The sequence below is a fragment of the Shimazuella sp. NTD248 genome, from assembly GCF_059510395.1.
This window is the reverse complement of record NZ_JCAJZT010000005.1, coordinates 378,264-402,299: the sequence shown is the minus strand read 5'-3', so window position 1 is coordinate 402,299 and position 24,036 is coordinate 378,264. Positions and strand designations below refer to the sequence as shown.

The window sequence follows — 24,036 nt, the reverse complement described above, 5'->3', positions numbered from 1 at the left end:
CCTTTCGTTTCAAAAAGTAAACATTTATTCCGAAGTAGAATTCTTCAAACTAGCATGCAACCAATCGTATAACTTTTGTATTCCTACTGGGATGATAAAAGTAACCAAAGCACCAACCCAAATATTCCACTTGAGTAGATTTGAAAAAAAACTCTCAAACATGTTTTTTTGCACCTTTTTCTTTCTTTGTAAGATATATATAATATTTTTTATCTTGCGCTAGTAATGAATGCTTTATGTAAAAAGGATAAAAAATTCTAAGAAGACTAGGGAAAACCATAGCATAAGGTGATCATTTATCTGAATAGTATGTTTCCCCTAAAAGAGCAGGGAATCTGAGTTCATCAATGAGTTAAATTTTTCCAAAAATGGACTTTGGAAGGAAAGTTAAGCTCGGGTACAACATAGCCTGTAGGGAATACAATGGGGTTAAGGCAAAGTTTATGTTATGAATTATGCTGGATTCGAAGGTTTTTTTGCTGCTTTTATCGGCATAAACGAAATAATAGGAGGCAGAAAATTGTTCCATCTTCTCACTTTCCTATATTTGTTGTAAAATAAACGTTATCTGGCCATATACATACTGCTAAAAAATACCCATTGAGGTTAATTTATTGCGCTTACCCATGAACGTGTTTATAATGGAATGGTTGTAAGTGCTGATACGGCAAAGATTTTATGGACTTGTAGGAGGTTCTTTCGATGACAGCTAGTTTTGTAAAGAGTGATAATAACCAAGTGGTTTTAACGGTAGAAGCACCAGAAGAAAAGGTGTCTCAAGCCCTAGACCAAGCATTTAAGAAAGTTGTAAAGAAAGTAAATGTACCAGGATTTCGTAAAGGAAAAATCCCACGTCAAATATTCGAAAAACGATTTGGTATAGAGTCTTTGTATCAAGATGCATTGGATATACTTTTGCCTGAGGCATACGAAGATGCGATTAAAGAAACCGGGATTGAACCCGTTGATCGTCCAGAAGTAGATGTGGAACAATTGGAAAAAGGAAAATCCCTTATTTTCACAGCGACTGTTACAGTTAAACCAGAAGTAAAATTAGGGGAATATAAAGGGATTGAAATTGAAGAGAAAGATTTCTCCGTGACAAAAGAAGCAGTGAACGAAGAACTGGAAAAAATGCAAAAGCAACAAGGAACATTGGAGCCTGTTGAATCCGGGGCAGTAGAAAATGGCGATACTGTTGTCATCGATTTCGAAGGATTTGTTGATGGAGTTGCTTTTGAAGGTGGTAAAGGGGAGAATTATTCTCTAGAAATTGGTTCTAATACTTTTATTCCTGGCTTCGAAGAGCAACTCATCGATCTGGAGCTCGGAGAAGAAAAAGACGTAGATGTTACTTTCCCAGAAGATTATCGTGCGACAGACCTTGCTGGAAAAGTTGCTACTTTCCGAGTGAAACTGCATGAAATTAAGCGTTTAAATCTTCCAGTACTAGATGATGAGTTTGCTCAAGATGTTAGCGAAAAAGAAACATTAGCAGAACTAAAACAAGATTTGGAGCATAAACTAGAAGAGCGACTCAATAAAGAAGAAGAAGAGTACATTCGCAATCAAGTGGTGGAAGTTGCTTCAAACAATGCAGAGATAGATATTCCAGAAGCGATGATTGATCATGAAGTAGAGCACATGTATGGTCACTTTGTACAAAATCTAGGATACCAAGGTCTAAACATCGAATTGTATACGCAGCTTACTGGTCAATCCGAAAGTGACATTAAGGCTCAAATGAATGAAGATGCGAGCAAAAAAGTACGTGCTGATCTCGTAATTGAAGCTATTTCTCATGCAGAAAACGTAGAAGTATCCGAAGAAGAAGTAGAGGAAGAAATCGTCCAAACCGCTAAAGAAATGAATCGTGATGTGGAAGAGGTAAAAGATATTATCAATAAACAAGGTAATATTGAATCATTACGTGAATCTCTAAAGCGTAAGAAAACTATCGATCTACTTGTATTGAACCGTAAAAATACGGCATAATGGAATAAGGAGATTGTTCATTTCAAGGCACGGTTCTCACGTGCCTTGTTCTGTAGCATTGTCGCATTTCTTAAAAATGAGGTGTTAACCTGTGCCTTTGGTTCCAATGGTAGTGGAGCAATCTAACCGTGGCGAACGAGCTTACGACATTTATTCCCGTTTGCTTAAAGATAGGATTATTTTTATCGGTAGTCCGATTGATGACAACATAGCAAACCTAATAGTCGCGCAACTCCTGTTTTTAGCAGCAGAAGATCCAGAAAAAGATATCCACATGTACATAAACTCTCCAGGGGGAAGCGTAACAGCAGGGATGGCTATTTTTGATACGATGCAGTTTATTGCACCGGCAGTATCCACTATGTGTATTGGTCTTGCAGCAAGTATGGGAGCATTTTTGCTTGCAGCGGGCGAAAAAGGAAAGCGATTTGCATTGCCAAACAGTGAAATTATGATTCACCAACCACTTGGTGGCGCAAGAGGACAGGCATCAGATATTAAAATTCATGCAGATTGGATTCTTCGTACGAAAGACCAATTAAATCGTATTCTCTCGGAGCGCACAGGACAATCATTAGAACAGATTGCCAAGGATACGGATCGAGACAATTTTATGAGTGCAGAAGAAGCAAAAAAATATGGACTAGTAGATGACGTACTAGTACGTATCTAACATCGAAAGGGGTGAACCGATCTTGTTCAAATTTAATGAAGAAAAAGGTCAATTAAAGTGCTCTTTCTGTGGAAAGTCCCAAGATCAAGTGCGAAAATTAGTAGCTGGACCTGGTGTCTATATTTGTGATGAATGTATCGAGCTTTGTAATGAGATTGTGGAAGAGGAACTAGGTAGTGAAGAAGAATTAGATCTTAAAAATTTACCTAAACCTCAAGAAATCAGAGATATTCTAGATCAGTATGTCATTGGTCAAGAATTAGCGAAAAAGTCGCTCTCTGTAGCTGTATACAACCATTACAAGCGAGTAAACTCTACATCAAAAACAGATGATGTGGAACTATCCAAAAGTAATATTTTATTACTTGGACCAACAGGTAGCGGGAAGACCTTGCTAGCGCAGACCATGGCTCGAATTTTGAATGTGCCATTTGCCATAGCAGATGCCACTTCTCTTACTGAAGCAGGGTATGTAGGAGAAGACGTAGAGAATATTTTGTTAAAATTAATCCAAGCTGCTGATTTCGATGTGGAAAAAGCAGAACGTGGAATCATTTACATTGATGAAATCGATAAAGTTGCTCGTAAATCGGAAAATCCTTCTATTACTCGGGATGTTTCCGGTGAAGGGGTACAACAGGCACTTCTAAAAATTTTAGAAGGAACCGTTGCAAGTGTTCCACCTCAAGGTGGTCGTAAGCATCCACACCAAGAATTTATCCAAATTGACACCAGTAATATTTTGTTTATCTGTGGTGGTGCATTTGATGGATTGGAAACATTGATCAAACGCCGCATTGGTAAAAAAGTTATTGGTTTTGGATCAGATATGCAAAATGCGAGCCTAAAACCTGGAGAATACCTCAAATTGGTTCTTCCAGAAGATCTTTTAAAGTTTGGGTTAATTCCAGAGTTTGTAGGCCGACTGCCAGTTGTGTCTACTTTGGAACCCTTGGATGAACATGCGCTCATTCAAATTTTGACAGAACCGAAAAATGCTTTGGTCAAACAGTACAGTAAATTGTTAGAGATGGACAGCGTAGAACTTCATTTTGAAGGGGAAGCTCTAGAAGCTATTGCTGCGGAGGCAATTAAACGAAAAACGGGTGCTCGTGGATTACGTGCGATTATCGAATCCATTATGCTTGATGTCATGTTTGATTTGCCATCGCGTGACGACGTGACCAAGTGCTCCATCACAAAAGAATCTGTTATAAACAAAGAAGCACCAAAATTAACTACCCGAGAAGGAAGAGTTGTTAATAAAAAGAAAGAAGAGTCCGCTTAAATTGTTTCTGAGTGATCCTATTTAAGGATCGCTTTTTTTTCGTTCCTATGGTCAGATTTTTTTGACATTATTTCCGCAGGGGATTAAAATGAATCACTAATAGAGGCGATAATGATCAAACTAAAAATAGCTAAATAATGTAAATTTGATCATATTTTAGTGAATATTGGATCATATTAGAAATTATGAAAATATTATAATATCATTCATTTTGTATAGGAAAAGAAAGAATATTCGTCTATTTGTAGCTGGATTTGTATGTTGTGTGTAGGGTGCTGTTCATTTTTTGTGTCCAATTTGTGTATGATGTGCTAAAATGAAATAGCTATTTACAGACAAGTACAAATAGCAGTTCTACCTAATAATCGGGTGAACTGTTTTTTAATGGTATTAGGGGATAGAAGCAACTGCATCAGAGAAAGGCGTGAAATCGTTGTTAAAATTAGTGGTGGTAGACCGAAACAGTTATATGAATTTCGTAGAAAATCACCCATTGCGAAACTTTTTACAGTATCCTTCATGGTCTGATTTAAAATCAGAGTGGAGTTGGTCAAGTGAGTTTTTAGGTTGGATGACCAAGGACGGAAAAATGGTTGGTGGAACGAATGTACTATATCGCAAAGTGCCTGGGTTAAATAAATTTTTAGCGTACATACCACGTGGTCCTTTGATTGACTGGTTTTCAACTGAATATAGTTTGAAAGATTGGTTTCACATCTTGTTCCGTCATTTGAAACAACGAAATGTTTTTAGTGTGAAAATTGACCCGCCTCTTGTTAGAAAAAAATGGTCCAGTGATAGTATTACTAATGGAATGCTTCAATTTCAAACGCATGGTTTAAAAAATAAAAAGATAACCGATTTGCCTCCCACTCAGGTTTTTCGTGAGGTTGAGTTTATTCAACAAGAATTAAATGAGATGGGTTGGCGCCAGAAGATCGCTCAAGATAGTTTTGATACCGTACAACCTAACTTTGTTTATCGTTTGGATTTAGCAAACAAAGGACTAGATCAAATATTTGCATCATTTCACCCCATTTGGCAGAAGAAAATTAACCAAGCAGAATGGGAAGGTGTGGAGGTAAGTGTGGGGAATTTGCAGGATATTCGCGAATTTCATGCTCTTCTGGCACAAGAAGCAAAACATGATCAAAAAGAATCCCGAGATATCGAATATTTCCAAAAAATGGTAGATAAATTATCAAAAGAAGACCCTACTCGAATTCGTATTTATTATGCTCGACAAAATGATCAGTTACTAAGTGCATCTTTGGCGATCCGTGTGAGTGGACAAGTTTGGGATCTGTATAGCGCTCATCTTAGGAAGACAGATCATGCTGCGAGCTATTTGCTCCGCTGGAAAATGATTCAAGATGCACATTCCAAGGGAGATCATACTTTTGACTTTCGAGGAGTCAGTATCTGGCTTGATGAAAAACACCACGAATTTGAACTGCTCAAGTTCAGAGTAGGATTTAATGGTGATGTCTGTGAATTAATTGGAGAGTGGGACTATCCTGTTATTCCAATGTTGCACTGGGCGTTTGATATGTATATGAAAAAACGGTAATCCATAGCAAAGAATCATTTATCTTAAGGAAATATTCTTTCCCTTTTCGGTGATACTAAAGGAAGAGAAGGACTTTAGGGGGAAAGGATGTCCTATATGAATTGGACTACCATTGTGATGGTTTTACAAGTATTCTTTTCAATTGTAATTGGGTTGTATTTCTTCAATCTCTTAAAAACACAGCAATCAAGCAAAAGTGCAGTTGATAAAGAATCCAAAAAAGAAATTGAAAAATGGACGAAAATGCGGAACATCTCGCTTACGGAACCACTCGCAGAGAGGACTAGGCCTGTAGGTTTAACCGATATTGTCGGACAAGAAGAAGGGCTTCGAGCATTAAAAGCGGCTCTTTGCGGACCTAATCCACAACATGTTATTATTTATGGACCACCTGGGGTCGGAAAAACTGCTGCAGCTCGTGTGATTTTAGAAGAAGCGAAGAAAAATGACCATTCGCCTTTTAACGAGAGTTCAAAATTCGTGGAACTAGATGCTACCACTGCTAGATTTGATGAACGTGGGATAGCAGACCCGTTGATTGGTTCTGTGCATGATCCTATTTATCAAGGTGCAGGAGCAATGGGAATGGCTGGAATCCCGCAACCAAAGCCAGGTGCAGTTACAAAAGCACATGGTGGTATTTTATTTATCGATGAAATTGGCGAACTGCACTCCATTCAGATGAATAAGCTTTTAAAAGTATTAGAGGATCGCAAGGTGTTTTTGGAAAGCGCTTATTATAGCCGTGAAGATAAGAACACTCCTCATCACATTCATGATATCTTTCAAAATGGTTTACCAGCTGATTTTCGTCTTATTGGCGCTACTACACGAGTACCAGATGAGATACCAGCTGCAATTCGTTCGAGATGTATGGAAATTTATTTTCGTCCATTATTAGCTAGTGAAATTCGAAAAATAGCTGAACAGGCATTAGAACGCATCTCGTTTGCTTATGATCCTGATGCAATACGAGTTTTAGAGAGATACGCTAGTAGTGGACGTGATGCTGTAAATATGGTGCAAACTGCTGTAGGATTAGCGATGACAGATGGACGGAAACGGATCGAAACATCTGATCTTGAATGGGTAGTGCATGTTAGTCAATTAAGTCCGCGACCAGATTTAAAAATGCCAGCCAAAGCTCACATTGGACTTGCCACTGGGCTAGGTGTGTTTGGTCATCATACTGGTATGATTCTGGAGGTGGAAGTGACAGCCACCAGAGCTAAAAGTGGTACTGGATCGCTCCAAATAACCGGGGTAGTAGATGAGGAAGAGCTCGGAGGCAATAGGAGAACATTGCGGCGAAAAAGTATGGCACGTGGTTCCATTGAAAATGTACTTACTGTACTCCGGAGAACAGATATTAACCCAGAATCATACCATCTGCATGTTAATTTTCCCGGGGGTATACCACTTGATGGTCCTTCGGCAGGTATTACAATAGCTACTGCTATTTACTCTGCTGTACAAGGAATTCCGATTGATAATGATTTAGCGATGACAGGTGAACTGAGTATTCATGGAAATGTGAAACCAGTAGGTGGTGTCATTGCCAAGGTAGATGCTGCAAGGCAAGCAGGCGCAAAGCGTGTTTTTATTCCAAGTGATAATATGCAATCACTTTTTGAAGAACTAGATGATGTCAAAGTAATTCCTGTCAAAACTTTGGAACAAGTGATTGAGCTTGCTTTTTCATCCCCGCAAAAAGAGGTCGAAGATATTACCACTTTAGGGAATGCTTGGGCAGCAGATAGTATTATTCCTTCTATGGAATCTACCTTTGATTGGACAAACAAAAACGAATAAGATAAAATTCTTCAAGATAAAGCTGGCAGCATGGAGGTGCAGAAATGGCTCAACAAGAACAAGAAAAAACCTATCCACTTCTCCCATTACGTGGACTATTGGTTTTTCCCAGTATGGTACTCCACCTAGATGTAGGTAGAGAAAAGTCAATAAGCGCGCTGGACCAAGCAATGGTTGAGGAGAACCACATCTTGTTAGTAACTCAGCAAGATGCTCAGATAGAAGAGCCAGCTCAAGATGATTTGTTTGCTGTCGGAACGATTGCAAAAGTAAGGCAAATGTTAAAATTGCCTAATGGTACGGTTCGAGTGTTGGTAGAAGGTATAACCCGTGCTTCTATCCAATCACTAACCAATAACGAATCCTATCACGAAGCGAATGTGGTAGAAATCTCCGATGATGTTGAAGTTGATCAAGATATGGAAGCATTAATGCGTTCTGTACTCGATCATTTTGAACAGTATTTGCGTTATTCTAAAAAGTTATCTGCAGATACTTATCAGACTGTGGAAGACATAGAAGAACCAGGGAGATTAGCTGATACAATTGCATCCCACCTTCCACTCAAATTGACAGATAAGCAAGCGATTTTAGAATTACCAACCGTAAAAGAACGTTTGGAGAAGTTGCTTGGTCTTCTTCATAATGAGAAGGAAATTTTGCAACTAGAGCGTAAAATACATGCGCAAGTAAAGAAACAAATGGAACAAGCGCAAAAAGAATACTATCTTCGAGAACAGATGAAAGCCATCCAAAAGGAATTGGGTGATAGAGAAGGTCGTTCTGGTGAAGCAGAAGAACTTCGCGAACAATTATCCAAATTGATGGCACCAGATATTGTAAAAGAAAGAGTGTCCAAAGAAATTGATAGACTTGAGAAAACCCCCACAACTTCAGCTGAAGGGGGAGTAATTCGCAACTACATCGATTGGCTTTTGGATCTTCCTTGGGAATATCAAACAGAAGATCGACTAGATATCAATGAAGCAGAAAAAATACTAGATGAAGATCACTATGGTTTGGAAAAACCAAAAGAGCGAATTCTGGAATATTTGGCTGTTCAACAGATGGTGAAGAAGCTAAAAGGGCCTATTTTATGCCTGGTTGGTCCTCCTGGAGTAGGGAAAACCTCTTTAGCAAAATCAATAGCTCGATCCTTGAATCGTAAGTTTGTTCGTATTTCCCTTGGTGGTGTACATGATGAAGCGGAAATTCGCGGACATCGACGAACTTACATTGGTTCATTACCTGGACGTATTATCCAAGGAATGAAAACAGCAGGTTCTGCTAATCCAGTATTCTTACTAGATGAGATTGACAAAATGTCCAATGATTTTCGTGGAGACCCAGCTTCTGCATTGTTAGAAGTATTAGACCCAAATCAAAACTCTACTTATAGTGATCACTATATTGAAATTCCATATGATCTATCAAAAGTAATGTTTATTACTACTGCAAATACAATGTATAGTATCCCACGTCCTTTGTTGGATCGGATGGAAGTCATCAATCTTTCTGGTTATACGGAATTAGAAAAGGAACAAATTGCCAAAACCTATTTGATCCCAAAACAACTAGAAGAGCATGGATTAACAGAAGAAATGCTGACGATTGATCCGGAAACCCTTTTAGCTATTATTCGCTACTATACCCGTGAAGCAGGGGTTCGTAGTTTAGAGCGAGTTATTGGTACACTATGCCGAAAAGTAGCTAGAGATATTGTTTCAGGTAAAACGGATCAAATCGTGGTAGATGAAGAAAAATTACAAGATTTGCTTGGACCCCATAAATTCCGTTATGGTCGAAGAGAATCAAAAGATCAAGTTGGAATGGCTACAGGTTTAGCATGGACGGAAGTTGGTGGTGATACGCTGGCAATCGAAGTCACACTGCTTCCTGGTAAAGGTAAATTGACCTTGACTGGTCAACTTGGAGACGTGATGAAAGAATCGGCTCAAGCTGCATTTAGTTATATACGTTCACGTGCCAAAGAGTTGCAGATCCCTGAAAACTTTCATGAAGAAAACGATATCCATATCCACGTACCAGAAGGAGCAATCCCAAAGGATGGTCCATCTGCGGGGATTACGATGGCAACAGCTCTCGTTTCTGCACTTACTAATACTCCTGTATCTAGTAAAGTGGCGATGACAGGGGAAATAACACTTCGTGGACGTGTACTTCCAATTGGTGGTTTAAAAGAAAAATCTTTGGCCGCACACCGTGCAGGGATAGAGCATGTTATCTTCCCAGAAGAGAATCAAAAAGATTTAGTGGATATCCCAGAGAGTGTACAAAAAGATCTTGTCTTTACACCAGTGTCTCATTTAGATGAAGTATTACAGATTGCATTAATGAGGGAATACGATGAAAATCACACAGGTTGAATTTATGACCAGTGCAGTGCTACCGGAACAATATCCAACGGAGAATAGGCCAGAGATTGCACTCTCTGGCCGTTCCAATGTTGGTAAATCTTCTTTGATTAACTGCTTGGTCAATCGGAAAAATATTGCTCGAATTAGCTCCAGACCGGGGAAAACGCAAACGATTAATTTCTTTTTAATCAATGAAGAGATCGTTTTTGCAGATGTTCCTGGATATGGATTTGCGAAGGTGTCCAAAAAGGTTCGGGAGTCTTGGGGTAAAATGATGGAAACTTATTTTACCAATCGGGACAATCTTATGAGTGTTATCCAAATTGTTGATCTGCGTCACCCCCCGACAAAAGACGATCAGAGTATGTATCAATTTTTAAAACATTATCAAATCCCAGTGATTATTGCAGCTACAAAGGCAGATAAATTGCCGCGGAGTAAATGGCACAAACATCTAAAACAAGTAAAAGAAGTTTTGCAGATGGATTCATCCGATACTTTAATCCTATTTTCATCCGAGACAAAAATGGGTAGAGATGAACTATTGGCGGAAATAGAAAAGCGAATAGTTGGATCGATAGCAGAATAACATTAAATATTAGTAGGAGAAAGTTGGGGGATCATGAGCAAAAAAAAATGTGTGGCAATTGTTTTTGGGGGCAAATCTGGGGAACATGACGTGAGTCTATTGTCTGCTTCTTCTGTGCTCCAAGCGCTTGATCGATCCAAATATGTACCATTACTAGTAGGTATCAGTCAAACTGGTGAATGGCTTACTGGAGAAGAAGTATCTACTTATTTGAGTAACCATTTAGATACAGTGTTTTTGGACCAATTAAGGCTGGAACTACCAGGTGTAGAAAGTTATCGAGGTAACACTTTTCCATCCGTAACTTTTGAATTAGCTGATGTTGTATTTCCAGTATTACATGGAACTTTTGGAGAAGATGGCACGATACAAGGAATGCTTGAGATGTTAAATTTCCCTTATGCCGGAGCAGGGGTACTTGCATCCGCAACTGGGATGGATAAAGCAATCAGCAAAGTGCTCTTCAAAGATGCAGGTTTAGTACAAGCGAAATATCTCGTAGCCCAATTTTCTGAGTCATCCGAAGCAATTATTCAAAAAGTGGAACAGCTGCTAGGGTATCCATGTTTTGTGAAACCAGCAAATTTAGGCTCAAGTGTTGGTATTTCCAAAGCCGAGAATAGAGATTCTTTGGAGATTGCGATCTCTACTGCTCGAGAGTATGATCGGAAAATCGTGATTGAAGAATTTGTTCCAGCACGTGAAATTGAAGTAGCAATATTGGGAAATGAGAATCCAAAAGCATCCAATCCGGGTGAAATCATTTCTTCCAATGACTATTATGACTATGAAGCCAAATACATAAGTGGTACTTCACAGATGCAGATACCTGCTGTCTTACCTGAGTCTACATTGGAACAAATAAAAGAAATGGCAATTACCGCATATCAGGCAATAAACGGAAGTGGGCTGGCCCGAGTAGACTTTTTCGTTCATAAAAATAGCGGTCAAATTTATATTAATGAAATCAACACGATGCCAGGTTTTACTGCATATAGTATGTATCCGAAAATGTGGGAGGAATCTGGTTTAGCCTATACAGACCTTATTACGGAACTGATTGAATTAGGGATACAACGCCATCGTTTAAAAGTAGCTCTAAATACTAGTAGATGATGATATAAGCATGTGTCTAGGACATAAAGAGGGTTCCATTTGGAGCCCATTTTTAATAGGATGTAAAAAAGGGGACAGAGGGGTTTTTGGATGACAAAGCAACCTGTTGTGCAATTAGAAAATATTTCAAAAGTAATTGGAAATAAAATGATCATTGATCAGCTGTCATTTGAATTATATCCAGGAGAAGTAGTTGGTTTTTTGGGTCCAAATGGAGCAGGAAAAACAACTACCATCCGTATGATAGTAGGGTTGATGACTCCGACATCAGGGAAAATATTGATCGAAGGGATTGATATTGACCGAGAGTTTGAAAAAGCAATCCGTCATGTGGGAGCGATTGTAGAAAATCCAGAGCTATATAAATATATGTCTGGTTACAATAATTTGGTGCACTATGCAAGAATGGTAGATGGAGTTACAGAAGAGAGAATAGAAGAAGTCATCGAGCTAGTAGGCTTACAAAGTAGAATTGAACAGAAAGTAAAAACATATTCTTTAGGTATGCGCCAGCGTTTAGGACTAGCACAAGCCCTTTTACATAAACCGAGACTGCTCATATTGGATGAGCCGACAAACGGGCTTGACCCTGCGGGGATACGTGAATTTCGAGACTATTTGCGGCAGGTCGCAGATCAAGAGGGAGTTTGTGTACTTGTTTCCAGCCATTTGTTGTCCGAAATTGAATTGATGTGTGATCGTACACTCATCATACAATCAGGAAAATTAATTGGAGAAAAACAAATACATGTAAAACAAGAAAAATCATCTGAACGACAGATTGTTCGGTTTGAAGTTTCTCCTGTGGATCAAGCTATTCCCTTGTTGGATTCTACCTATCAAACTGTTGTTGGCGGTTTTGAAGTGGAGATTGATCACGATGCCGTTCCAGTTCTAGTACAAAAGTTGGTGGCAGCGAATATCCAGATATTTGCGATAGAGACAAGAGTAAAATCACTAGAAGATGAGTTTTTGGAGATCACAGGGGGGAAATCGGTTGATTAAATTTATTCGTCTCATTCAAAATGAAAACATGAAAATGTTTAGCCGTGTGAGCAATTGGGTGATGGTCGGCTTCTTTTTTCTCGTCATCTTATTTAATGTGGCGATGACACCAGCTGATCTGCCTAACGCATCAGTCGAAGATCAGTTCTCCTATTTTTTGAGCAGCTCCGATTCTCCGCTCATGGTTATCACTGCACTATCGATTATTTGGGCGTCAAGTATTATGGCAGCGGAATTTTCGTCTGGTACGATTAAACTACTCCTCATTCGTCCTGTCACCCGTGTAAAGATACTGTGGTCCAAATATACACTAGTTGTGATGTATGCTTTGGGAATGACTCTTATTTATTTTTTACTGACCGTTCTGTTTGGTTATCTTCTATATCCAGACGTTTCGTTTCCAAATGAAGCCATAACTACTTTAGCTAAAATTTCAGGGCTGTCTTTTATTGAATCATTATTTATGATTACTCTTACCTATTTTATCGCAGTTACTTCTTATAATCGATCGTTGGCTCTAGGTATTTCCTTATTTCTCTATCTTATGAGCTCTGTACTTGCTTTTGTGTTACAAACCAAGCCATGGTCCAAATATTTATTCTTTACCCAATTAAACTTAACCAAGTATGCTTCTTTTGATGGTGGTATCTCAGCGATGAATACCTTGTCTTTTGCCTTATGTGTGCTCGGTGTATATTTCGTTTTATTTATTGCTGCGACTTGGATTACATTTTCAAGTCGTGATGTAGCAAGTTAATAAAAAACTTGTGCCAAATTGATCGACGGCACAAGTTTTTATTATTGTTCTGTTAAAATAATGGGACCATCTTTGGTGATAGCCAATGTATGTTCATATTGAGCAGATAAGCTCTCATCCACCGTCACTGCTGTCCATCCATCTCCTAGTACGCGGACATGATGTTTCCCTAGGTTCAGCATCGGTTCTATGGTGAAAACCATGCCTTCTGTAATGAGTGGACCGGTGTGCGGGGTTCCGTAGTGTGGGACTTCTGGTGGCTCATGCATGCGTTTGCCGATTCCATGTCCGATAAAGGGCCGTACGACGGAAAGTCTATTGGATTCTGCAAATGATTGGATCGCATGGGAAATATCTCCAATTCGGTTTCCGATCTGAGCCTGTTCAATCCCTTTATACAATGATTCTTTCGTTAATCGAAGTAATCGATCTGCTTCCTCACTCACTTCACCTACTGCATAGCTCCAAGCAGAATCTGCTAACCATCCATCCACGTTTACCACCATATCAATGGTAACAATGTCGCCATTTTGAAGCGTTTCTTTGCGAGGAAATCCATGACATACTTCATGATTGATAGAGGCACAAGTAGCATATGGGAAGCCTAAGTATCCTTTTTGTTCAGGAGTAGCGCCATGTTGTTCCAAGTAATCTTCGACAAATTGGTCGATCTCCCAAGTCGTGATGCCTGGGACAATGCGTTTGGAAATTTCCCGATGGCAAGAGGCGAGTAGTTGACCTGCTCGTTTCATTTTGTTTATTTCTCCCATAGACTTAATTCCCATTGTACTCCTCCTATTTTTTTACGATAAAGATTGCTCCAAGCCCAACAATGAAAATGGGCCAATATACATTTGTAAAAGTGGCGATTGGAGCTAAATAAGTAATATCTTTTAATCCCGGCCAAGCAAATACACCACTTAACAATAAGACGATACCAATGACTAAAGTTATGTTATTCTGATTCAAGATATATTGTAACATCAATGTTGCCCCAATCATAATGACGATAATACTCCAATGTCTGGGCCATGCAGCAACATATTGGAATCCCCATACGGTTATTCCGATCGTCGCAAAAATGCCGCCGAGTAATGTCAAATGACTTTGTTTTTGGACAAAAGAAAAGAAAATAAGGAATATACCCACTACAAATAGCAAAAAAGACCAGCTGAGGAATGAAGTTAATTTCGCCCAGTTAGCCTCTACGATCAATAGTATAACACCCATTAACACGAGAAAAAAACCAATCACACGGTTCTGCATGTGTAAGTCGCCCCTTAAGAAAAAACAATTATGAAAGTTTCTTTTCATCATATCACAGATGCTTCATGAGGTGTTCACAGTTGAAGATGGAGTTTGGTAAAGTTTGTGTTATAATGTGAATGGTTTTATGTGCGGTTCTATGTTCATTCTAAAGAATTGAGGTGAGAAAAGATGCATACCCTTGTTGTTGGTCTCAGTCATCAGACTGCTCCGGTTGAGCTTCGGGAGAAGTTTTCTTTTGATCTCGATCGAATTGCCATTGCTCTTCGATCCCTTCGAGATATGAAAAGTATGTTGGAGTGTGTGATTGTGAGCACCTGTAATCGGACAGAGTTATACATTGTAGCTGACCAGCTTCACACTGGGGAGTATTATGCCAAAGCTTTTCTCGAGAGCTGGTTTCGTGTCTCACGAGAGGAATTCGTTCCCCATTTGTATGTGAAGACTAATATGGAAGCAGTCAGGCATTTGTTTCGCGTAGTCTGTGGTTTGGAGTCTTTGGTTATTGGAGAGACACAAATTTTAGGTCAAGTCAAACAAGCTTTCCAGGCGGCTCTACAAGCAGGTACGACTGGCACTCTTTTCAATCATTTATTTAAACAAGCGATCTCACTAGGCAAGAAAGCACATACACAAACGGAAATCGGTCAAAATGCAGTTTCCGTGAGTTATGCAGCAGTGGAATTAGGGAAAAAACTGTTTACTTCCTTTGCTAAGAAAACCATTTTATTGGTTGGAGCTGGGAAGATGAGTGAACTAACCGCAAAACATTTTGGTGCTTCTGGAGTAAAAAATGTGATTGTTGCCAATCGAACTTTTACCAAAGCACAACAATTAGCTGCCGTATTTCAGGGGACTGCTTATCGATGGGAAGACCTTTCTCGGGCATTGCAGGAAGCTGATGTCGTAGTGAGTTCCACAGGAGCAAAACAGTTTGTCATCACTCGTGAAATGGTACAAGCGACATTAGTAAATCGTAAGAAACCTTTATTTTTTATTGATATTGCAGTACCAAGAGATATTGATCCAGCTGTTAATGAACTGGATAATGCATTTCTTTATAATTTGGATGACCTCGAAGAAATTGTGGCTGCAAATGTAGGACTGCGTGAGCAAGAAGCGATCCGCGTGGAAGCATGGATAAAAGAGGAACGAGCATCCTTCCAAGAATGGTTAGACACTCTTGGGGTAGTTCCTGTTATTCGTGCATTGCGCAGTAAATCATTGCAGATTCAAGCTGATGCGATGACAAAGATCGAGCGAAAATTACCTGATCTTACTGAACAACAAAGACGAGTGATCAATAAACAGACAAAAAGTATTGTGAGCCAAATGATGCATGACCCGATTATGCGCATGAAAGAATTAGCTAGTACAGAGGAAAAAGAAGTAGCATTACGATTATTTCAGCATTTATTTGCACTTGAAGTCGAAGATGAGCCAAAAGACCAAGAAGTAAAGAACGTGATGCCAAACGGTTTACCACTTCCGATGAACTAGGGGATTTGTTATGTTTACCGAGCGATGGGTTTTTGATTTTGTCCTTTATGCATATGTTTTAAGTTTGCTTTTTTCTTATGCAACCCTGCTCCGTCCCAACCGACAAGCAAGGATACTATCGAGTTCCTTGCTTATTGTTGTATGGCTCACCCTAACGATGGATATCGTTCTTCGGTTTTGGGCCAAAGGGAATATATATGGACATTTGGAGCCGCTAATGTTATATACATGGGCTTTAATCACGATCACCTTATGTATTTCCCTTGTATTTCAACTCGACTTGTTTGTATTTTGTGCAGGCTTGATAGGAATTACGGTGCTAACCATTCATTTGTTTGTATCAAAAGAAGTAGCACTGACAGCACCTCCTGGGGTGATTTCAGAATTGACGTTTGTGCATATTACCTTAGCCGTCAGTGCATATGCAACATTTTCTCTAGCTGGAATCTGTGCTATGTTGTACTTGATCAGCAGACGATTGTTGAAACAAAAAAAATGGAATTTACTTATGCGTAGATTGCCAAGCCTTGACCGGTTGGAGCAGTTTATGCTTTGGTTTGTTGGAGTGGGAGTAATGCTTTTGTTGGTATCCCTGATTTTAGGTACAATATGGGCATACCAAGTTTATGGACAACTTCACTGGATGGATATAAAAGTTATTGGTTCTCTGTTTCTATTTTTTCTTTATGCGGTTCTTTTTGGCATGGCTTGGAGAAGATGGATAGCAACACAGAAAGTTGCATGGTGGGTACTCATTTCCATGATTTTCGTAATTAGCAATTATTTTTTGTCAAAGGTTTACTTTTCTTTTCATCACTGGATTTCATAAAAAGAGGGGTACTTCATGGCACATTCTTACCCGATGATGGTTGATCTACAAGAGAAAAACGTATTAGTGGTCGGCGGCGGCAGAGTCGCAGAACGGAAAATCCAGTCTTTGCTACCAACAGGTGCTAGCATTATGGTGGTCAGTCCTACCATTACAGATGAAATTCGAAGGCTCACCAAGCAAAAAAAAATTCTGTTGCAATTGCGGGAGTATCAATCTTCGGATGGTGATGATTGCTTTTTTGTTATTGCAGCCACTAACCAAGCCTTGGTCAATCTGCAAATCTATGAAGATGCACAGAAGCGTAACCAATGGATCAATGTCGTCGATCAGCCTTCTCTTTGTAATTTTACTGTTCCATCTGTATTCAAACGAGGAAAACTGACCATATCAGTTTCAACGGAAGGTGCTAGTCCCTCTTTAGCAAAGCAAATAAGACATGATTTAGAATCTCAATTTGGTGATGAATATGCATTATTATTAGAAATAACGCAAGAAATTCGATCAAAATTGCAGTGGGAGATTGATGATTCGCAAACACGTTATCGATTAATGAAAGAACTAGTAAACGATAGATGGATTGAAGTATGTCGTTTGCGTCCTCATGCTGCAAGATCGGAGATGCTGGATTGGATAGACGCACAAATTCATATGAGAGGAGAAGCGAAATGCGGGAATTAATAATAGGAACCAGAAAAAGCCATTTGGCTATTACTCAATCCAATTGGGTGCGTACAAAATTGCTCGAACATAAGCCAGAACTCTCCATTGAATTGGAAAAAATCATAACCAAAGGCGATAAAGTATTAGATGTCACGCTTTCAAAAATTGGAGGAAAAGGATTATTTCTCAAAGAAATCGAACAAGCCCTCTTAGATAAACAAATTGATTTAGCAGTACATAGTTTAAAAGACATGCCTACCGAATTGCCAAAAGGATTGGTTATTGGGTCAGTTCCTATTCGGGAAGATGCACGAGATTGTTTGCTGTCGCGCGATGGGCTTACTTTAGAAGAGCTTCCAACAGGTTCTGTTGTTGGGACAAGTGGTCTTCGTCGGCAAGCACAAGTCTTATCCATCCGGCCTGACTTAGTTGTAGAACCGATCCGCGGTAACGTGGAAACACGAATCGCCAAATTGCGCGATGGAAAATTTGATGCTATTATTCTTGCGGTAGCTGGATTAAAGAGAATAAATTTATGCGATGAAATCAGTGAGTATTTATCCATTACTACCATGCTGCCTTGTGTAGGACAAGGAGCATTGGCGATCGAATGCCGTGAGGAAGATCAAGAGATGTTAACATTGCTTCAAGGAATTCATGATGAAGCATCTGGAAATGCTGTGAAAGCTGAACGTGCTTTTTTACAAGCGATAGAAGGGAGCTGTCATCTCCCTGTGGCAGGATATGGTATTTGGAAAGAAGATAAGGTTCACCTAACAGGATTGGTTGCTTCTCCAACAGGTAAACCTATTATTAAAGGGATAGAAATTGGTACAAATCCGATTGAAGTTGGGAAACAACTAGCTAAAAAGTTAATGGAACAAGGTGCAAAAGAGATTTTGGCCGCGGTATAGAGGAGTGCTTATAGATGAGTGCTATGGTTTATTTAGTAGGTGCGGGTCCTGGAGATCCAAAGTTGATCACGGTTAAAGGCAAAGAAGCGATCGCAAAAGCTGATGTAATTGTATATGACCGTTTGGCCAGCCCGCAACTGTTGCAAAATGCCCGTCCGGAAGCAGAGCGAATTTATGTAGGAAAGTTGCCAGACCGCCATACTTTAACCCAGGAAGAAATCAATCAGCTATTAGTTGAAAAAGCAAAAGCAGGCCTTATTGTTACTCGATTGAAAGGGGGAGACCCTTTTATTTTTGGTCGTGGAGGAGAAGAGGCAGAGACTTTAGTTGATGCAGGAATTCCTTTTGAAGTTGTCCCAGGGATTACTTCAGCTGTAGCAGTGCCAGCATATGCAGGTATCCCAGTTACGCACCGTGATTTTAACTCCTCCTTTTCTATTATTACGGGTCATGAACGGCCTGAGAAGACCGAGTCATCTATCAACTGGGAAAAGCTGGCTACTGCAACAGAGACGCTTATTTTTTTGATGGGTGTCTCGAATTTATCTTTTATTGTGAAACAACTCACGAAATATGGACGTGATGCACAAACACCAATCGCTCTGGTTCGCTGGGGAACGAGAATTGAACAGGAGACATTAGTTGGAACCTTATCTGACATCGTTGAAAAGGTAGAGGCAACAAAGTTTAGCTCTCCAGCGATCATTATTGTAGGAGAAGTAGTGAAACTTAGAGAGAAGTTATCATGGTTTGAAAAAAAAGCATTGTTTGGTAAACGAATATTGATAACGCGGGCGAGAAGTCAAAGCAGTGAACTGGCGGAAATGATAAATGAGCTTGGTGGCGAAGCGATTGAATTTCCAGTAATTCGGTTAGTCGAACCACACCACGGGGATGTTTTTAATGAGGCACTGCATCATATATCCGATTACAATTGGGTGATCTTTACGAGTGTAAATGGAGTAAAATACTTCTTTGATCGGATACGCAAACAAAAGATAGATATTCGTCAAATGACAAATGCAAGACTGGCAGCCATAGGTCCAAAAACGGCTGCTGCGTTAGAAGAGAAAGGACTCCTTGTAGAATCCTTACCTGAAGAATATAAAGCTGAGTCACTAGTTGAACGTCTGCGCCCGCTTGTAAAGGAAAGAGATAAAATCCTTTTGCCACGTGCAGATATCGCACGTGAAGTTTTGGCAGAAGGACTCCGTGAAATGGGCTGTGATGTGACCGAAGTCGATGCTTATGATACAAAAATAGATGCTACCAATGCTCATGGCATCGTGAAAATGCTTCAGCGGCAGCAGATTCATATCATAACGTTTACTAGTTCTTCTACGGTACGTAATTTCATACATGCCATCCGCCTTGCCACAACGGATATTCAAACCGTTTTGCAACATACAAAAATCGCTTGTATCGGTCCTATTACAGCGAAAACAGCAGAGAGCCTTGGCCTTAAAGTAGATGTAGTGGCAAAAGAATACACCATCGATGGCTTAGTACAAGCAATACAAACATTATAAACATTATAATTGGGGGAGGACTTCCTATGCAGTTTCACCGCCATCGTCGTTTGCGACGCAATCAAGCAATTCGTAACATGGTCAAAGAAAATCATGTTCGTGTTGAAGATTTTATCTATCCGATCTTTGTGGTAGAAGGGGAAAATAAAAAAGAAGAAATTTCTTCTATGCCTGGTGTATTTCATTTTTCATTGGACCGCTTAAATGAAGAAGTAGAGGAATTAGTTTCACTTGGAATTGTATCGATCATGATCTTTGGTGTTCCTCACGATAAAGATGAATGTGGATCATCAGCAGATGATGCACATGGTATCGTGCAGAAGGCAATTCGCCAAGTGAAAGAAAATTTCCCTGATTTATATGTGATGGCAGATACCTGTCTCTGTCAGTTTACTTCTCATGGGCATTGTGGTGTCGTAGAAGATGGAGAAATTGTAAATGATGCCTCGCTAGAGCGACTAGCAGCTACCGCTGTTTCTCAAGCTAAAGCGGGAGCAGATATGATCGCACCATCCAATATGATGGATGGATTTGTAGCTGCGATCCGCAAAGGATTGGATGAGGCCGGATTTGAAGATGTTCCGATCTTATCTTATGCTGTTAAATATGCTTCTGGCTTCTATGGACCATTCCGCGATGCGGTGCATAGTGCTCCACAATTTGGTGATCGCCGCACTTATCAGATGGACCCAGCAAATGCAAGAGAAGCACTGCGTGAAGCAGCTTCTGATGTTGCTGAAGGTGCAGACATGTTGATGGTAAAACCAGGACTTCCCTATCTAGACATTATTCATCGGGTATACCAAGAATTCAATCTTCCTGTTGTTGCGTATAACGTCAGTGGTGAATACGCGATGGTCAAAGCCGCTGCTATCAATGGCTGGATAGATGAAAAGAGAGTAGTAGAGGAAACATTGACTAGCTTTAAACGAGCGGGAGCAGAATTGATTCTCACCTACCATGCCAAAGATTTTGCCAAATGGTTAAAAGAAGGGAGTATATAAAACATGGATCATCTTGATCAAGAACTGCTGAACATACTCCAAGCTGGATTAGAGCTCGTTCCACAGCCTTTTCAAGCAATCGCTGATAAACTTGGAATACCAGAATCAGAAGTATTAGAACGTACCAAGAAATTAAAAGGGGATTCCATTCGTCAGTTATCTGCGATTTTTGATACCCGAACACTAGGATATAAATCAAGCCTTGTAGCGGCAAAAATTCCAGAAGATCGCTTGGATCAAGCAGCACAAATAATCAACCAACACCCAGGTGTTACCCATAATTACAAACGAAACCATGATTATAACCTCTGGTTTACGATTGCAGTTCCTCCAAACAGCAAACTCGGTTTAGAAAAAACCGTCGATTTGCTTGGGAGACTAGCAGGTGTTGATATCATAAGGCTGATGCCAACATTAAAATTGTATAAAATCGGTGTACAGCTAGACATGACTGGCAAAGAAGATACAACCAAAGCAAAAGCCAAACCGCAGTATACCGAAGCAGATCGACAAAATGCAGTGAAAGAAATTACTGATTTTGATATTGCTGTGATCCGCCAATTACAAAAAGATTTACCAATTGTTTCCCGTCCATTTGATGACTGGGCAAACGAAATTGGGGTAACAACAGAAGAACTCCTTTCTGCTGGTAAACAGATGATCGAGCGCAAACAAATGCGCCGTTTTTCCGCTGTTCTTAACCACCGCAAAGCAGGATTCCGTTTTAATGGGATGGGTGTATGGGCAGTACCAGAAGAAAAGACAGATGAAATAGGATATGAGATGGCAGCATTCAAAGCAGTGAGTCATTGTTACTTGCGTCCTACTTATCCGGATTGGCCATATACCATTTTCACAATGGTACATGGGAGAACACATGAAGAATGTGAAGATATACTGCAAGCGATCGAAGATGAAACAGGTATAAAACAACGAGCTACGCTATATTCGACCAAAGAGTATAAAAAAACGAGAGTTTCCTACTTTACACCAGAGATGGAAGTATGGGAAGGAAAAATTATCGAAGAAGGATTACATGTATAGCAGGAAAAAAACCACCTTTTCGTTATAGAGAAGGTGATGGGATAGCGTCTGGAAAACGAATACAACTTTAAGAAAGTTTTAATAGAAAGCCCAATTTCTCCATTTAAATGTGGAGAAATTGGGCTTTTTCGTTCGGAAAATCTATTCAATGGGTTTAAATTTTCAAGCTAGAAAAGTATGTGATTTATTCCTTTTTCTGGTTGATATGATGCATAATAGCGTTGTATAAAAAATCGGCTAAGTCTTCATCACTGAATTGATTGATATAACTTTTGAATCGATTATGAAATTTATACGTATTTGCAATACATGTTAATATCTCAGAGTCACAAACGATAGCTTGTTCTAGATTACTTTTCCATTCTGTAATTAATTGCTGTACTTCATCAGAAGAAGGAGACTGGTTTATACAGGATGCCATTCTTCTAAATACACTTTCCATGTTTTGCTCAAATACAGAGAATAAGTTTGCTTTTTCACTACGAGAGAGTTTTTCCAGTCTCCTCTCAAATTCTTTGTATTTTTCTGTTTCTCCATAGAAGAATTTCGCTTCATGAGCATACTGTTCTTGTAATGGTAAAATAGATGAATCATGAAAAATACGTAGGTTGTAGATATCTTTTCCAGATACATACTCGTCCAATGCAGTAATGATTGTTTCCAATCGTTGTTTTTTTAACAATAAAGTTTGGCTATGCTTTTTTAATAATTGTTTCTGTTCTTTCTTCGAAAGTTTCAAAATGTCCTTAATCTCTTGAAGGGAAAAATCCATTTCCTTTAAAAATAAAATGGTTTGTAGTTTTGCTAAACTATTTCTATCATAGAGCCGGTAACCATTTTCCGTAAGATGAGTTGGCTTCAATAAATTTATCTTATCGTAATAATGTAAGGTTCTTTTTGTTATGCCTGTAATTTGAACAATATCTTTAACTGCTAATAATTGTTTCTTCATCCCAAAATCCTTTTACTTCATCTAATATGACATTCGCTGGAGTAATAGTAGCTTCATAAATAGTTTTACCTGTTTTTTCTAAATAGTATTTGATTAAATAATATCCACAGGCATAACCGGCACTATAAGGCATATTAACTGGTGTAAAGTTTTGAAGTTTTGCTAATTCATCACCGTAAAGATACGGTGACAAATTCTCAAAGCCTCTTAGTTGTAATTTTTCCTTGAGCACAGGTTTAATACGCTTATTAAGAGTTTGCCTATCTGTTTTCGATACCCAAGGTCCGAGCATCTCCTCTCCAAAAATAGAAGTAGCATAGTTTTCTGCTAACCCTTCACTCACAACTAATTCACCTAATGTAACAGCAAAATGATCCCATTTAATAAATTGATAGCGGACGTTATGATTACATTCATGAGCTAAAGCTGCCTTCATTCGAGGTATGGTATATTCATTTGGCACAAGTGTACCAAAAATATAGCCAGGAATACCCCCATCGCCACTGTATCCCTCATTTATCATCAAGAAAGGGCTATTTTTATTCCCCAATAGAATAGTGAATAAATAATCAGATACACGGAGATTCACGCCATGTTCTGTAAATAAGCGAAAGCTTTTCTTAACTGCTTCTTCACACTCATCCCAAAAGGCATCGGACGAAATTAATTCTAATTCTGTTGAAATCTCATTGGTGATCTGAGAAGGTGTGATGTGCGTCATATTATTCAACATAATAACATCAAAACCATCGGGCTCCTCAGCTTTAAAAGGGATATGTTGTATTTCCCATTTTTTCATAAATGGAGTAAACATTTCTTGTCTGAATAATTCAACTTTTTCTTCTTGTGGAGCTTCTAAAACTTTACGATATATTTTATCTGATCGTAATGCTTTTATATTCACTTTTTTCACCTCTTATTTGATTTAGATAAAATTATGCACTATGACGTAACGTTACAGTCAAGGGATCTATTGAAGAATAAAACAGGGAGAGGATTGTTTTTGAAACATTATGATCTTCTGTATTTGGTCTACCTTTTTGAAAAAATTATTTCACGGTGTAAATCTTCCATATGCTAATTTTATTAAACTAAATTTTTCTGATAAAATGTAAATAACCCCGAAAGATGGGAGAATCAGCATGCAGAAAA

The 24,036-nt window shown here is 39.1% G+C and carries 22 protein-coding genes; 17 read left to right on the top strand and 5 right to left on the bottom strand.

Annotated features, from left to right (window positions below; translation table 11 throughout):
* Nucleotides 1-24: 24 nt before the first annotated feature.
* Nucleotides 25-162: a hypothetical protein gene (locus tag AC5WOE_RS14185; protein WP_496049216.1), complete on the bottom strand. Its 138-nt coding sequence runs from the start codon at nucleotides 160-162 to the stop codon at nucleotides 25-27.
* 540 nt (nucleotides 163-702) lie between these two features.
* Between AC5WOE_RS14185 and tig the strand changes: the two genes are divergently transcribed.
* The 10 genes from tig (at nucleotide 703) to AC5WOE_RS14135 (ending at nucleotide 13,183) form a co-directional block, all read left to right on the top strand.
* Nucleotides 703-1,995 carry a trigger factor gene (gene tig, locus AC5WOE_RS14180; RefSeq protein ID WP_496049215.1) on the top strand — a complete coding sequence of 431 codons (1,293 nt, stop codon included), beginning with the start codon at nucleotides 703-705 and terminating at the stop codon, nucleotides 1,993-1,995.
* A 106-nt stretch (nucleotides 1,996-2,101) separates the two neighbouring features.
* Nucleotides 2,102-2,668 (top strand): ATP-dependent Clp endopeptidase proteolytic subunit ClpP, encoded by a 567-nt coding sequence (gene clpP / locus AC5WOE_RS14175; protein ID WP_496049441.1) that lies wholly within the window; start codon nucleotides 2,102-2,104, stop codon nucleotides 2,666-2,668.
* Between the two features lie 22 nt (nucleotides 2,669-2,690).
* Nucleotides 2,691-3,956 (top strand): ATP-dependent protease ATP-binding subunit ClpX, encoded by a 1,266-nt coding sequence (gene clpX / locus AC5WOE_RS14170; protein ID WP_496049214.1) that lies wholly within the window; start codon nucleotides 2,691-2,693, stop codon nucleotides 3,954-3,956.
* A gap of 433 nt (nucleotides 3,957-4,389) precedes the next feature.
* The gene (locus AC5WOE_RS14165) at nucleotides 4,390-5,526 is read left to right on the top strand and encodes a lipid II:glycine glycyltransferase FemX (RefSeq protein ID WP_496049213.1); all 1,137 of its coding nucleotides are present in this window, start codon (nucleotides 4,390-4,392) and stop codon (nucleotides 5,524-5,526) included.
* A 96-nt stretch (nucleotides 5,527-5,622) separates the two neighbouring features.
* Entirely contained in the window at nucleotides 5,623-7,338 is a 1,716-nt protein-coding gene (lonB, locus tag AC5WOE_RS14160; protein ID WP_496049440.1) for an ATP-dependent protease LonB, read from the top strand.
* 44 nt (nucleotides 7,339-7,382) lie between these two features.
* Nucleotides 7,383-9,725, top strand: a complete 2,343-nt coding sequence (gene lon, locus AC5WOE_RS14155; RefSeq protein WP_496049212.1) for an endopeptidase La — start codon at nucleotides 7,383-7,385, stop codon at nucleotides 9,723-9,725.
* A complete protein-coding gene (yihA, locus tag AC5WOE_RS14150; RefSeq protein ID WP_496049211.1) occupies nucleotides 9,706-10,305 on the top strand; it encodes a ribosome biogenesis GTP-binding protein YihA/YsxC in 600 nt (199 codons plus the stop codon). Before lon ends, yihA begins: the two co-directional genes overlap by 20 nt.
* Before the next feature lie 33 nt (nucleotides 10,306-10,338).
* A complete protein-coding gene (locus AC5WOE_RS14145) occupies nucleotides 10,339-11,421 on the top strand; it encodes a D-alanine--D-alanine ligase family protein (RefSeq protein WP_496049210.1) in 1,083 nt (360 codons plus the stop codon).
* 90 nt (nucleotides 11,422-11,511) lie between these two features.
* Complete coding sequence (locus AC5WOE_RS14140) at nucleotides 11,512-12,426, top strand: ABC transporter ATP-binding protein (RefSeq protein WP_496049209.1); 915 nt, start codon at nucleotides 11,512-11,514, stop codon at nucleotides 12,424-12,426.
* Complete coding sequence (locus AC5WOE_RS14135; RefSeq protein WP_496049208.1) at nucleotides 12,419-13,183, top strand: DUF2705 family protein; 765 nt, start codon at nucleotides 12,419-12,421, stop codon at nucleotides 13,181-13,183. Before AC5WOE_RS14140 ends, AC5WOE_RS14135 begins: the two co-directional genes overlap by 8 nt.
* Nucleotides 13,184-13,224: 41 nt before the next feature.
* On the opposite strand, the gene map is transcribed toward AC5WOE_RS14135, so the two are convergent.
* Nucleotides 13,225-13,968, bottom strand: coding sequence for a type I methionyl aminopeptidase (gene map, locus AC5WOE_RS14130; RefSeq protein WP_496049207.1), 744 nt, complete (start codon nucleotides 13,966-13,968; stop codon nucleotides 13,225-13,227).
* Nucleotides 13,969-13,978: 10 nt separating this feature from the next.
* A complete protein-coding gene (locus tag AC5WOE_RS14125; protein WP_496049206.1) occupies nucleotides 13,979-14,449 on the bottom strand; it encodes a hypothetical protein in 471 nt (156 codons plus the stop codon).
* Between the two features lie 171 nt (nucleotides 14,450-14,620).
* On the opposite strand from AC5WOE_RS14125, the gene hemA reads away from it, so the two are divergent.
* The 7 genes from hemA to ahbA are packed head-to-tail and all read left to right on the top strand — an operon-like array spanning nucleotide 14,621 to nucleotide 21,932.
* Nucleotides 14,621-15,949, top strand: coding sequence for a glutamyl-tRNA reductase (gene hemA, locus AC5WOE_RS14120; protein ID WP_496049205.1), 1,329 nt, complete (start codon nucleotides 14,621-14,623; stop codon nucleotides 15,947-15,949).
* Between the two features lie 10 nt (nucleotides 15,950-15,959).
* Nucleotides 15,960-16,778, top strand: coding sequence for a cytochrome C assembly family protein (locus tag AC5WOE_RS14115; RefSeq protein WP_496049204.1), 819 nt, complete (start codon nucleotides 15,960-15,962; stop codon nucleotides 16,776-16,778).
* 15 nt (nucleotides 16,779-16,793) lie between these two features.
* Nucleotides 16,794-17,459: a precorrin-2 dehydrogenase/sirohydrochlorin ferrochelatase family protein gene (locus AC5WOE_RS14110; RefSeq protein WP_496049203.1), complete on the top strand. Its 666-nt coding sequence runs from the start codon at nucleotides 16,794-16,796 to the stop codon at nucleotides 17,457-17,459.
* Nucleotides 17,447-18,355: a hydroxymethylbilane synthase gene (hemC, locus tag AC5WOE_RS14105; protein ID WP_496049202.1), complete on the top strand. Its 909-nt coding sequence runs from the start codon at nucleotides 17,447-17,449 to the stop codon at nucleotides 18,353-18,355. The genes AC5WOE_RS14110 and hemC overlap by 13 nt, the downstream gene beginning before the upstream one ends.
* A 14-nt stretch (nucleotides 18,356-18,369) precedes the next feature.
* Nucleotides 18,370-19,884, top strand: a complete 1,515-nt coding sequence (gene cobA, locus AC5WOE_RS14100; protein WP_496049201.1) for a uroporphyrinogen-III C-methyltransferase — start codon at nucleotides 18,370-18,372, stop codon at nucleotides 19,882-19,884.
* 26 nt (nucleotides 19,885-19,910) lie between these two features.
* The gene (gene hemB / locus AC5WOE_RS14095) at nucleotides 19,911-20,888 is read left to right on the top strand and encodes a porphobilinogen synthase (protein ID WP_496049200.1); all 978 of its coding nucleotides are present in this window, start codon (nucleotides 19,911-19,913) and stop codon (nucleotides 20,886-20,888) included.
* A 3-nt stretch (nucleotides 20,889-20,891) separates the two neighbouring features.
* Complete coding sequence (gene ahbA, locus AC5WOE_RS14090; protein ID WP_496049199.1) at nucleotides 20,892-21,932, top strand: siroheme decarboxylase subunit alpha; 1,041 nt, start codon at nucleotides 20,892-20,894, stop codon at nucleotides 21,930-21,932.
* A gap of 184 nt (nucleotides 21,933-22,116) precedes the next feature.
* Here the strand turns inward: ahbA and AC5WOE_RS14085 are convergent, their stop codons facing one another.
* Entirely contained in the window at nucleotides 22,117-22,884 is a 768-nt protein-coding gene (locus AC5WOE_RS14085) for a MerR family transcriptional regulator (protein WP_496049198.1), read from the bottom strand.
* Nucleotides 22,859-23,788 (bottom strand): DUF2268 domain-containing putative Zn-dependent protease, encoded by a 930-nt coding sequence (locus tag AC5WOE_RS14080; RefSeq protein WP_496049197.1) that lies wholly within the window; start codon nucleotides 23,786-23,788, stop codon nucleotides 22,859-22,861. The genes AC5WOE_RS14085 and AC5WOE_RS14080 overlap by 26 nt, the downstream gene beginning before the upstream one ends.
* Nucleotides 23,789-24,036 lie beyond the last annotated feature (248 nt).